At 71.2% G+C, this 12031-nt stretch carries 11 protein-coding genes; 6 read left to right on the forward strand and 5 right to left on the reverse strand.

Translation table 11 applies throughout. The features are described from left to right. Nucleotides 1-230 precede the first annotated feature (230 nt). Nucleotides 231-1265: a LacI family DNA-binding transcriptional regulator gene (locus OG226_RS07345; RefSeq protein ID WP_328686248.1), complete on the reverse strand. Its 1035-nt coding sequence runs from the start codon at nucleotides 1263-1265 to the stop codon at nucleotides 231-233. Between the two features lie 140 nt (nucleotides 1266-1405). On the opposite strand from OG226_RS07345, the gene OG226_RS07350 reads away from it, so the two are divergent. Continuing rightward, complete coding sequence (locus tag OG226_RS07350) at nucleotides 1406-2080, forward strand: TetR/AcrR family transcriptional regulator (RefSeq protein WP_328675909.1); 675 nt, start codon at nucleotides 1406-1408, stop codon at nucleotides 2078-2080. A gap of 32 nt (nucleotides 2081-2112) precedes the next feature. Then, complete coding sequence (locus OG226_RS07355) at nucleotides 2113-3249, forward strand: FAD-dependent oxidoreductase (RefSeq protein WP_328675910.1); 1137 nt, start codon at nucleotides 2113-2115, stop codon at nucleotides 3247-3249. 41 nt (nucleotides 3250-3290) lie between these two features. Here the strand turns inward: OG226_RS07355 and OG226_RS07360 are convergent, their stop codons facing one another. Next, a complete protein-coding gene (locus OG226_RS07360; protein WP_329348338.1) occupies nucleotides 3291-3971 on the reverse strand; it encodes a TetR/AcrR family transcriptional regulator in 681 nt (226 codons plus the stop codon). 105 nt (nucleotides 3972-4076) lie between these two features. Here OG226_RS07360 and OG226_RS07365 point away from each other — a divergent pair, with 105 nt between their 5' ends. After that, nucleotides 4077-4640 (forward strand): NAD(P)H-dependent oxidoreductase, encoded by a 564-nt coding sequence (locus OG226_RS07365; protein WP_328675912.1) that lies wholly within the window; start codon nucleotides 4077-4079, stop codon nucleotides 4638-4640. Nucleotides 4641-4721: 81 nt separating this feature from the next. Here OG226_RS07365 and OG226_RS07370 read toward each other — a convergent pair whose 3' ends face one another. Together OG226_RS07370 and OG226_RS07375 are read right to left on the reverse strand one after the other, a co-directional pair. Beyond that, nucleotides 4722-5603 (reverse strand): LLM class F420-dependent oxidoreductase, encoded by an 882-nt coding sequence (locus OG226_RS07370; RefSeq protein ID WP_328675913.1) that lies wholly within the window; start codon nucleotides 5601-5603, stop codon nucleotides 4722-4724. 98 nt (nucleotides 5604-5701) lie between these two features. Continuing rightward, nucleotides 5702-6649: a TerC family protein gene (locus OG226_RS07375; RefSeq protein ID WP_329348340.1), complete on the reverse strand. Its 948-nt coding sequence runs from the start codon at nucleotides 6647-6649 to the stop codon at nucleotides 5702-5704. A gap of 208 nt (nucleotides 6650-6857) precedes the next feature. Here OG226_RS07375 and OG226_RS07380 point away from each other — a divergent pair, with 208 nt between their 5' ends. The 3 genes from OG226_RS07380 (at nucleotide 6858) to OG226_RS07390 (ending at nucleotide 10865) form a co-directional block, all read left to right on the forward strand. Then, a complete protein-coding gene (locus tag OG226_RS07380; protein WP_329348341.1) occupies nucleotides 6858-7841 on the forward strand; it encodes an alpha/beta hydrolase in 984 nt (327 codons plus the stop codon). Nucleotides 7842-8136: 295 nt separating this feature from the next. Then, nucleotides 8137-9228, forward strand: a complete 1092-nt coding sequence (locus tag OG226_RS07385; RefSeq protein ID WP_328675916.1) for a helix-turn-helix domain-containing protein — start codon at nucleotides 8137-8139, stop codon at nucleotides 9226-9228. 296 nt (nucleotides 9229-9524) lie between these two features. After that, complete coding sequence (locus OG226_RS07390) at nucleotides 9525-10865, forward strand: jacalin-like lectin (protein WP_328675917.1); 1341 nt, start codon at nucleotides 9525-9527, stop codon at nucleotides 10863-10865. 112 nt (nucleotides 10866-10977) lie between these two features. Here OG226_RS07390 and OG226_RS07395 read toward each other — a convergent pair whose 3' ends face one another. Continuing rightward, nucleotides 10978-11973, reverse strand: a complete 996-nt coding sequence (locus tag OG226_RS07395) for an Lrp/AsnC family transcriptional regulator (protein WP_329348343.1) — start codon at nucleotides 11971-11973, stop codon at nucleotides 10978-10980. Nucleotides 11974-12031: the final 58 nt, after the last annotated feature.

Genomic DNA, 12031 nt, shown 5'->3' on the forward strand with positions numbered 1-12031 from the left:
GCGAACCTGCCGGGACGCTCCAGGAGGGCGATGCGGTCGGTCGGCTCACGCGACCGCCCACGCGGGCCGACCGCCTCGCCGCACGCTCGCCCTCACCGCCCGGCAGGACGCGCCCCGCACCCCGCTCACCGGTGCTGGTCAGGCACCGCCGTTTCCCTCGGACCTGCTCCGCCGGACCGGCCCCGGTCGCGTACGGCCGATTCGCGCCGGGCGCGGTTCCCCGACCCGGGTCAGCTGGAGTCGCGGTGTACCACCGACGCGCCGAGGAGTTCGTGTGTGCCCGGTACCGCGCCCGGTTCGCGGACCGCGGTGTCGACGAGCTCGGCCAGTTCGTGGCCGGACGGCAGTTGGATGTGGACGGTGCTCAGGCGCGGGCGCAGCAGGCGGCCGATCATGAGGTCGTCGGCGCCGATCACGGCCGTGTCCTCGGGGATGCGGATGCCCTCGTCCTGGAGGGCGCGCATCAGCAGCATCGCGTACTCGTCGTTGTAGGTGAACACCGCGTCGAGGCCGAGGGCGCGCCAGCGGACGGCGGTCCGGGCGGCGCTCTCCTCGCTGTAGGCGAGCGGGAGTTCGGTCACCGTGGCGTCCGTGCCGAGCAGGGCGCGGCGCACCCCCTCGACGCGGGGCCGGGAGAAGACCCCCATGCCGGGTTCCTCGGGCACGACCACGCCGATCCGGCGCCGGCCGCGGCCGTACAGATGCGCACCGGCGCAGTGGCCGACGCCCTCGTGGTCCAGGAGCAGGGCGTGCGCGCCCTCGACCTTCTCGGGGCCGAGGGTGAGGACGGCCCGCGCACCGGAGCGCTTGAGGACCTCGACGCCCTGCGGGCCGAGCCCCGCGCCGGGCACCAGGACGGCGACCGGGCGCAGTTCGGCCCAGGCGCGGGCGGCCTCGTCGCCGCGCAGACCGACGGACCCGTGCTGCACGACCGTGTAGTCGAGGCGGCTGAGCGCCCACTGGAGTTCGTTGATGAACTGGCTGTAGAGGAGTCCCACCGGCATGGTCGGCGCCGGCATCAGCACCATGCGGCTGTGCCCGGCGCGCAGACTGCGGGCCGCCGCGTGCGGGACGTACCCGAGTTCCTTGGCGGCCTCGTGCACGCGGCGCCGGGTGGGTTCGCTGATCCGTACGGCGCTGGTGTTGTTGAGGACGTAGGAGACGGTCGCGCGTGAGACGCCGGCCAGGCGGGCCACATCGGCGCTCGTGGGCACGGAGCGCGCTGCGGGCGACGGAGCTGCGGGCGTTTTCGGTATCTGCACCATGACGTACGGCATCTTGGCAGAAGCCGGGGCCGAGGAGTGCGGCGGGGGAACGGCCGTCACGAGAGCAGCATGGTCCGGTATTTTACGAACATGTTCGTCACGAACTTGTTCGGAGCGAACATGTTCGTTATCGTGGAGACATGACAGCTCGCCCCGACGCCCCGCGCAGCCGCCGTGACCGGCCGGCGAAACCCGCCCTGAGCAGGGAGGGCATCGTCGCCGCCGCCGTCGCGGTACTGCGTGCGGAAGGTCTGAAGAAGGTCACCATGCGGCGCCTGGCCCAGGAGCTCGACACCGGTCCGGCCTCGTTGTACGTGTACGTCCGCAACACCGCGGAGCTGCACGCTGCCGTGCTGGACGAGCTGCTCGGCACGATCGGACGGGCACCCACCGAGGGGTCCTGGCGCGAGCGGATCGAGCAGGTCCTCACGGCGTACACCGCGATGCTCTTCGAGCACCCGAGTCTCGCCCGTTCGGCACTGACGGCCTGGCCCAGCGGCCCGCACTACCTGAACCTGATCGAGACCCTGCTGGCCCTGCTCGACGAGGGCGGCGTCCCACCGGCACAAGCGGCGTGGGGCGTGGACCTGCTGCTCCAGCAGGCCACCGCGACGGCCGCCGAGCACTCGGGCGACGACACCGCCCGGGACGACTGGGACACCCTGACCGACGCCGTGCGCACCGTGTCCGAGCGGACCCACCCACACATCGCGGCCCGCTCCGGCGACCTGCTCGCCGGGGCGCCTCTGGCCCGCCTGTCCTGGCGGTTCCAGGCACTGATCAACGGGATCGAGCGGACCGCCGTTCCCAACTGACCCTGTTTACCGCCCACTTCACGGAGGCCATCATGACCACCCCCCATCACCCCATCGCGATCGTCGGCGGCGGACTCGGCGGGCTCACGCTCGCCAGGGTCCTGCACGTGCACGGCATCGAGGCCGCCGTCCTCGACCTGGACGCCTCCCCCGCCGCGCGCACCCAGGGCGGCATGCTCGACATCCACGACGACTCGGGCCAGCCGGCGCTGCGCGCGGCCGGCCTGTACGAGGAGTTCCGCGCACTGGTCCACGCGGGCGGCGAGAGCACCCGCGTCCTCGACAGGACCGGCACGGTCCTCCTGGACGACCCCGACGACGGCACCGGCGGGCGCCCCGAGGTGGACCGCGGCCAGCTGCGCGACCTGCTGCTCGGCTCGCTGCCCGAGGGCACCGTCCGCTGGGGCGCGAAGGTCACCGGCGCCCGCCCGCTCGACGGCGGCCGGCACGAGGTGACACTCGCGGACGGCACCTCCTTCACCACCGATCTGCTGATCGGCGCGGACGGCGCCTGGTCCAGGGTGCGGCCCCTGCTCTCGGACGCGAAGCCCGCGTACGTCGGCATCTCGTTCGTCGAGGTGGACCTGCCGGACGCCGACGTACGGCATCCCGTGAGCGCCGAGGTCGTCGGCGGCGGCATGATGATGGCGCTCGGCGCGGACAAGGGCTTCCTGGCCCACCGCGAGACCGACGGCAGCCTGCACATCTACGTGGCGCTGGCCGTCCCCGAGGACGCGTTCGACGGCGTCGACTTCACGGACACCGAGGCGGGGAAGGCGTACACCCTGGGGCACTTCGCGGACTGGGACAAGAGTCTGCGGGCGCTGCTCGCCGACGCGGACGGGCCACTGACCCCGCGGCACATCCACGCCCTGCCGATCGGGCACCGCTGGGAGCGGATCCCCGGCGTCACACTGCTCGGCGACGCGGCCCATCTGATGTCGCCGTTCGCGGGTGTGGGCGCCAACCTGGCCATGTTCGACGGGGCCGAACTGGGCGAGGCGCTGGCCGCGCACCCGGGCGCCACCGAGGCCGCGCTGGCCGCCTACGAGGAGAAGCTGTTCCCGCGCAGCGAGGAATCGGCGGCCGAGTCCGCGGCGAACGGGATCCTGATGTTCGGCGAGGACTCCCCGCAGGGCATGCTCGACTTCTTCGCCGGCCTCGGCTGAGCCGGGCTGTTCAGCGGGGCGGGTTGTTCAGCGGGACGGGCTCAACTGGGCGGCTGCGTACGGGTGACGCGGGCGACGAGGTCGGTCCAGCCCGCCTCAAGCCGCTCCATGGGCATCCCGCACTGCCGGGTCAGATGGTGGATCAGGGCCGGGTCCAGATACGCCATGAGCGTCTGGGACAGCAACTCGTGGTCGGCGTCCGGGAGGATCTGCCGCAGCAGCATCGTGACGTGGGTGCGCAGGGCCCGGAGCGCCGAGTGGGCGAACCGGCGGGAGGGCTCGGGCTGTGCGGCCATCTGCAGGTCCAGCTGCTCGGCATGGCGGTACAGCACGGCGACGCCGAAGGCACGCAGCCGCTCGACCGGCGGGGCTCCGGGGCCCAGCGGGGGCGGGCCGCCGAGGAAGTCGGCCTGGAGCGTCTGCGCGGAGTGGTCGAGCAGCGCCATCAGCAGGCCGGTGCGGTCGCCGAAGCGGCGGAAGACGGTCCCTTTGCCGACCTGGGCGGCGGCGGCCACCGCCTCCATGGTCACGCCGGCCGCCCCGTGCTCGGCGATCAGCCGGGCGGCGGCCTCCAGCAGCTTGGCGCGGTTGCGGGCCGCGTCGGCACGCAGGCAGGGCTCGTCGGCGTAGGAACGGACCTCCAGCAACTGGGGTTCGCCTATCGACTCCTCGGGCTTCGGAAAGGGCGGCAGGGCGCTGGACATGAAGACAGCGTAAAGCACTGGGAACAGAACTGGACCGCGGTCCGCTTAGCCTGGTACAACTTTTAAGCGGACCTCGGTCCGGATCGTAACGGCAGTGTTTCAGCCCCCCTCTTGGAGTCCCCCATGTCTGTTCGTATCCTCGCGCTCGTCGGCAGCCTGCGTGCCGGCTCGCACAACCGCCAGCTCGCCGAGGCCGCCGTGAAGTTCGCGCCCGAGGGCGCCGACATCGAGATCTTCGAGGGTCTCGCCGAGATCCCGTTCTACAACGAGGACATCGACGTCGAGGGCGACGTTCCGGCCGCCGCCGCCAAGCTCCGCGCGGCCGCCGGATCCGCCGACGCGTTCCTCTTCTTCTCCCCCGAGTACAACGGCACCATCCCGGCCGTCCTGAAGAACGCCATCGACTGGCTGTCCCGCCCCTACGGCGCCAGCGGCTTCGGCGGCAAGCCGGTCGTCGTCGTCGGCACCGCCTACGGCCAGTTCGGCGGCGTGTGGGCGCAGGACGAGACCCGCAAGGCCGTGGGCATCGCCGGCGGCAAGGTCATCGAGGAGATCAAGCTCTCGATCCCCGGTTCCGTGGTCCGCTTCGCCGAGACCCACCCGTCCGACGACGCCGAGGTCGTCGCCCAGCTGACCGAGGTCCTCACCAAGCTGCACGGCCACGCGGGCGAGGCCGTCGCCGCCTGATCCAGGCACCCCGCCGCACAGCCGAAGGGGCCGGAGTCCACCTGGACTCCGGCCCCCTTCTTGTCCCAACGGCCGCTCCGGTCAGTCCAGTTCGGCCAGGCGCGGCACCGCCGGTGCCACGAACCGCTCGATCCACTCGACCGGTTCGCCGGTGCGCGGACCCAGGATCACCGTGTCGACACCGAGCTTCGTGAAGCCGTCGATCTCCCGCAGGAACGCGTCGAGGTCGCCCGTGGTGACCGACTCGCCGGTGTGGACGATCGTCTTGCGGATACGGTCGTAGTCGCGCCCCAGGTTGTCGCAGTGACCGCGCAGCACATCGAGCTTGTGGCGCAGTTCGTCCGGCGTCGCCACGATCAGGTTGCAGGCGTCGGCGTACTGGGCGACCAGCCGGAGGGTCTTCTTCTCCCCGCCACCACCGATCATGATCTCGGGGTGCGGGCTGCTGATCGGCGCGGGGACGCACAGGGTCTCGGCGAGCCGGTAGTGCTTGCCCTCGAAGGGGCCGTTCGTCTCCGGGTCCCACATCTGCAGACAGATCCGCAGGGTCTCCTCCAGCCGCTCGAACCGCTCCGCGACCGGCGGATAGGGCACGCCGAGACCGTGGTGCTCCCGGTCGTACCAGGCCGCACCGATGCCGAGCGTGGCCCGGCCGCCGGACAGGACGTCGAGCGTGGTGGCGATCTTCGCGAGCAGTCCGGGCTGACGGTACGTCACCCCCGTGACCAGCGCGCCCAGTTGGACCGTGGACGTGCGGCCCGCGAGATAGCCCAGGGTCGTGTAGGCCTCCAGCATGTCGTCCTCGGCGCCGCCGTTGAACTCCATCTGGAAGTAGTGGTCCATCACCGAGAGCCAGCTGACGCCCGCCGCCTCCGCCGCGGCGCCCGCGGCGGCCAGCTCGGGCCCGACCGACGCCGGCCCTCCGGGATGGTTGAACCGGTTGATGTGTACGCCGACCCGCATGCCCAACTCCCTTTCACGGTCAACTTCTCAGTGCGCTTCGTGGTCCACCCGGACCTTCACCGTCCCTCGTGACGGTAGGTCTTCGAGCGCTCTCGAAGTCAAGCGCTCCGCGTCCGCGTGGCGCGCAGGCTGGTGAACGTCGTCACCGCGAGGACCAGCACGATGAAGCCGAGGGAGAAGGGGATGGAGATCTGCGGGACGTGCACACCGGACTCGTGCAGGGCGTGCAGCACGAGCTTGACGCCGATGAAGCCGAGGATGATCGACAGGCCGTAGCTGAGGTGGACGAGTTTCTTCAGCAGGCCGCCGATGAGGAAGTACAGCTGGCGCAGGCCCATCAGGGCGAAGGCGTTGGCGGTGAAGACGATGTACGGGTCCTGGGTGAGGCCGTAGATCGCGGGGATGGAGTCGAGGGCGAAGAGCACGTCGGTGGAGCCGATGGCGAGCATCACGACCAGCATCGGGGTCATGATCCGCTTGCCGTTCTCCCGGATGAACAGCTTGGTGCCGTGGTAGCGGTCGGCCACGCCGAAGCGGCGTTCGGCGATCTTGAGGAGCTTGTTCTCCTCGTACTCGTCGTTCCCGTGGCCCTTGCGGGCGTCCTGGACCAGCTTCCAGGCGGTCCAGATCAGGAACGCGCCGAAGAGGTAGAACACCCAGGAGAACGTGGAGATGATCGCGGCACCGGCCGCGATGAAGCCGGCGCGCAGCACCAGGGCGACGAGGACGCCGACCATGAGCACCCGCTGCTGGTACTGGGACGGCACCGCGAACTTGCCCATGATCAGCACGAAGACGAAGAGGTTGTCGACGCTCAGCGACTTCTCGGTGATGTACCCGGCGAAGAACTCCCCGGTCGGCCCGCTCCCGCCGTAGACCAGCACTCCGAGCCCGAACAGGCAGGCCAGGACGACCCAGACGACGGTCCAGACGCCGGCTTCCCTGATGGACACGTCGTGGGGTTTGCGGCCGATGAGGAAGTCGACGCCGACGAGGGCGCACAGGGCGGCGATCGTCAGCAGCCAGACGGTCAGGGAGATGTTCACGGGTGGTGCTCCTGGTGCATATGGGATCTTGACATCGTTGTTGGCGCGGATGATCCCTTCCACGTCCCGAAGGTGAACAACAGGTCACGTCCTGACAAGGCACCCGCCGGACGGCGGGGAGGTTCCGCCGTCCGGCGGAGGGCGGATCGGGGGTGGATACGCGGAGTATGGCCGTACGAGCCGCCGCACCCAGCGTCAGGAGAACCACATGACGTCCGTCCCGCCTCCGCCGCCTTTCGACCCCGAACTCGCCGCGGCGCTGGAGCTGATCAGAGAGTTCATCTCGCCCGGGATGACGATGGAGGACATCGACGAGATCCGTCGGGGTCCGATGATCACGCAGTCCGCCGAGCTGGATCTGACGATGGGCGGGGCCTTCGACATCGAGGACCGGGAGGTGCCGGGTCCGGTCGGCGAGCCCGCGATCTCGCTGCTGATCTGCCGTCCGACCGCGCCGGCCACGGCCGGGGCGCTGCCCGTCGTCTATCACGTGCACGGCGGCGGAATGGTGCTCGGCGACCGGCGGGTCGGGGTGACCGGCGCGCTGGACTACGCACGCGAACTGGACGCGGTGGTGGTCTCGGTGGAGTACCGGCTGGCGCCCGAACACCCTCATCCCGCGCCGATCGAGGACGTGTACGCCGGTCTGCTGTGGACGGCGGAGCACGCGAAGGAGATCGGCGGCGATCCGGAACGGATCGTCATCATGGGCGCGAGCGCCGGCGGCGGCCTGTCGGCCGCGCTGGCGTTGCTCACGCGGGACCGCGGCGGCCCGCGTCCCATCGGCCAGCTCCTGCTCTGCCCGATGCTCGACGACCGCAACGACACCCCGTCCGCCCACCAGATGGCCGGCGTCGGCGTCTGGGACCGCACAGCCAACGAGACCGGCTGGACGGCCCTGCTCGGCGACCGCCGCGGCACCCCCGACGTCTCGCCGTACGCGGCCCCGGCCCGGGCGGAGGACCTCACGGGTCTCCCTCCGGCCTTCCTGGACGTGGGCTCCGCCGAGACCTTCCGCGACGAGGTGGTCACGTACGCGTCCCGCCTCTGGCAGTCGGGCGGCATCGCCGAACTCCATGTCTGGCCGGGCGGCTTCCACGGCTTCGACGGGTTCGCTCCCCAGGCGGCGGTGTCGCAGGCGGCCCGAGCGGCACATGTGAGTTGGCTGCGGAGGCTGTTGGGGGCGGGTTGAGAGCGGGGTGCGGCTGGGGTGACAGGGGTGTGCCGCGGGGACTCCGGGCCGGCCGGGGGGCTTCCACGGCCTCCCAGGATCCTCGCCCCGGGCCGCGATGTCGCAGGCGGCTCAGGCGGCTCAGGCGAGGTACGTGAACCGACGGCGACGTGGGAGCACGGCCGCCGTGACGCACGGCGCGCCATGCACGAGCGGCACGCCGGGGAAGCTCCTCGGTCACCGCCCTCCAGGAACGGCCCGCGATACGCATGTCCTGTCCCTCCTCTCCGCCGGTGGCATGCCGCACCATGGGCATATGAAAGAGCTGGCCGGGCGCCTGACCGCGCTGGATCCGGACGCCGGTGCCGCCGTGCGGGTCATCGGGTACTTCGATCGGCTCGCCGAGTCGCGGGCCGGGCTTGAGGCGCTGGTGCGCGGGGCGGCGGTGCTGGCCGGCTGTGCCGCGCGGCTGGTCGACGCCGAGCGGCGGGTCCGGGTGCGGGTCGAGGCGGACGGTACGCGCAGGGACAGTGCGACGCCGCCGGATCCCTCCTGGCCGTCCGCCGCGCTGACGCCGGGCGGGGCTTCCGCGCTCTGGCTGGAGCGTACGGCTCAGGCCGCGCCCAGTGTCGTCGACGCGGTGATCCTGGAGCGGGCCGCCGGTGCCGTACGGCTCGTGCTCGATCGCACCCGGGGCCGGGTTCCCGTCGACGACCCGGAGCTGGTCGAGACCCTTCTCGACGCGACCGCTCCCGAGGCGGCCCGGCTGCACGCGGCCCGCCGCCTCGGCCTCGACCCGGCCGACCCCGCGACCCGGGCCAGGGTCGTCGCCCCGCTCGACGGAGCGCCCCGGGTCGTCGCCGCGCCGCGGGAGACGACGGGTACGTCCGGCACGCGACCCGTGTCGGACAGTGATCCGCAGACAGCCCCGGACGGCCTCTGCCCTCAACCACCGCACGCGGACGCCGAGTTGCCCGCCGGTCGCCTGGGCATCGGCCCCGCAGTCCCCGTACTGGACCTGCCCCGCTCCTGGGCCGCCGCCCGCACCGCCCTGCGCTTCACCGCCGACGGCACCGCGCAGGACCCCGGCCACCGCATCGTGCACGCCGACGAGCTGGGCGGCATCGCACTCCTCGCCGGACTGGTCGCACCGGGTGCCGACCCGCCGCCCGACGTCCACGACGTGGAAGCGGCGGCGGCCAACGCGCCCTGGCTGCTGGCCACTTTGAACGCCGTGGCCACTACCACGAGCCTGCGCGCGGCGGCCGTCGAGATCAACGTCCACCACTCCACACTCCAGGACCGGTTGACCCACGCGGAGTCTCTGCTGGGCTGGCCGGTACGCACTCCGCAGGGGCGGCTGCGGCTGCAACTGGCGCTGACGATGCGGCACTTGGCGCGGCCGTAGCGGTGGCCGTGGCGGTCAGGGGCGGTGGTCGGAAGAGAGCGGGTTCCCGCCCCCACCTCGCCTCGTTCTCCGACAGCCGTCCCCGGTGATGTGGATGCCCTGTCCCCTACCTGTGGACCGTATCCCCCCGCACCGACAACAAACGGGCACACAAGAGGAGTTGGCCATCTCGGCGCCACGCGGAATTCCTGATTCGGTGCCGCTGAGGGGGAGTCATAGCAAGCGCTTGTCGCTACATTTTGACATGCTCGCCGCATCACCCTCCCCCTCTGTCACTCCGCAGGAGGCACTTCCCCATGCGCAGACTTCTCGCCTGTCTGGCGACCGCAGCCGCGGCCCTGGGTGGGCTCACGGTGGCCGCCGCGACCCCGGCCGCCGCCGCGACGTCGGGCAGCTTCAGCGTGCTCAGCTACAACGTCGCCGGGCTCCCGGAGTCGTTGTCCAGCGCTTCCACGCCGCGCGACACGAGCACCACCGCGATTGGCACGCGCATCGCCCCGTACGACATCGTGAACGTGCAGGAGGACTTCAACTACCACGCCTACCTGTACTCCACCGACACCCACCCGTACCGCACCGCGACCAGCGGCGGTGCCGGTATCGGCAGCGGGCTCAACACCGTCTCCAACTACGCCTGGGACGGCGACGACTTCGAGCGCGTCCACTGGAACTCCTGCCAGATCGACTCGGGCGACTGCCTGACGCCGAAGGGCTTCAGCTTCATGCGGGAGCGGCTGTCCGAGGGGGTGTACGTCGACTTCTACAACCTGCACACCAACGCGGGTACGAACGACGGCGACGAGGCCTCCCGCGCGGACAACCTCAGCCAGCTCACCACGTTCATCCAGTCCCACTCGGCGGGCAACGCGGTCGTCGTCATGGGTGACACCAACACCCGTTACACCCGCTCCGCCGACACCATCGCGGAGTTCGGCGCGGCCAACGGACTCACCGACGCCTGGGTCAAGTTGATCCGCGGCGGCGTCGCGCCGGTCAAGGGCAGCGACGCGCTGGTGTGCGACCAGACCGGGGCCACCGTGCCCAACACCTGCGAGGTCGTGGACAAGGTCCTCTACCGCAGCAGCAAGCTGGTCACGCTCAACGCGACGTCGTACAACAACGAGCACGCCAAGTTCCTGACCTCGGACGGCCTGATGCTCTCCGACCACGACCCGATCACGGTCGGCTTCACCTGGTCGCAGAACGCGGACTACCAGCTCAGCGAACAGTTCGGCGGCCCGCACGGCGACTACTACCAGGACATCGACAGCGTCCCGGCCGCCGCCCGCGCCACCAAGATCTCGCTGCGCTCCGGCTCCCGCGTCGACCAGGTCGGCATCACCCTCGCAGGCGGCACCACCCTCACCCACGGCGGCACGGGCGGCACCGCGTCCTCGCTGACGCTGGGCAGCGGCGAGTACGTGACGACGGCGTACCTGTGCGAGAGCAAGTACAACGACACCACGCGGATCTTCTACGCCAAGTTCACCACCAACCTGGGCAACACCCTGGCCGGTGGCACCACCACCTCGGACTGCGTGACCCGCACCGCCCCGTCCGGCTGGCAGATCGCCGGCTTCCACGGGCGCTCCGGCGACGAGCTGGACAAGGTCGGCTTCATCTACACGAAGCGCTGACCCGCCACCGCCGACCTGCCGCCGTAGCCACGAAGTAGCGTGCAGCGTACGGCAGTTGTGAGCCGGATCATCCGCCGCCGCGGGTGGTCCGGTTCGGTGCGTCCCGGCCGCCCTACGCGAACGCCGGGGGCACCAGTCGCCCGCGTGAGATGAGCGACGCGGCCTGCTTGAGGCGGTGGACGTGGATGCTCACGCCATAGCCGTCGATGCCCGCGACGGCGGCGACCTTGGTGGTCAGGTACCGGTACAGGTGCTCCGTGTCGCGGCAGATGACGACGACCATGACATTGGAGTCGCCGCTGACGGCGGCGGCGAAGGCGACCTCGTCGTGGTCCGCGAGTTCCTCGCCGACGCGTTCGAGGCGGGCCGGGGCGACGCGCAGCCACAGGGTGGCGTTGAGCGCGAACCCGAGGCGCGCGGAGAGCAGTTCGACGTCGTAGGCGAGCGCCCCCGAGTTCTCCAGGGCGTCCAGTCGGCGGGCCACGCGAGCCGTGGACCAGCCGGTGAGGTCGGCGAGTTGGGTGTGCGTGGCGCGGCCGTCCTCCGCGAGGGCGTCGAGCAGCGGGGCGTCCTCGTCGGTGAGGCGTACGGGCGGTCCGGTGGGGAAGTCGGCCCGCTCGCCCACGAGTTGACGGATCTGCTCGGGCGTGAGGTGACCGCCGTAGCCCGTCCAGTCGCTCGGTCCTGATGTGCCGAAGGAGTGGATGAGCAGGTCGATGGTCACGTCGAGTACCGATGCGGACTTGGGCAGTTGACGCAGCAGGACGTCGTCGCGTGTCACGTGCACCGGCGCGCTGATGACGCAGATGATCTCCGAACCGCCGGACGCGAGGCCCGCGTAGGCGATGTCGGGCCGGCGGGCGAGCGCGTCGGCGAGCGGGCCGACCCGGTCGGGACGGCAGCGGATCCGGGCGACCCAGCGCGCGTCACCGTGGACGGCGGGGTCGACCAGGCCGACCACCCGCATCACCCCGGAACGGCGCAGGGCGTGGAAGCGACGGGCGGCGGTCTGCTCCGAGACCCCGGCCACCTCGCCGATCAGCCTGAACGAGGCGCGCGGCGCGCACTGCAGCGCGCGGAGGATTTTCCCGTCGAATTCGTCGATCATGAGGGAAGTCTGCCACCGCAGAGACCTCGCATAGAGGTTTCTCGCCGCTTTCCGGTCG

It is taken from the genome of Streptomyces sp. NBC_01261, assembly GCF_036226385.1.
In the GTDB taxonomy this organism is placed as follows: Bacteria; Actinomycetota; Actinomycetes; order Streptomycetales; family Streptomycetaceae; genus Streptomyces.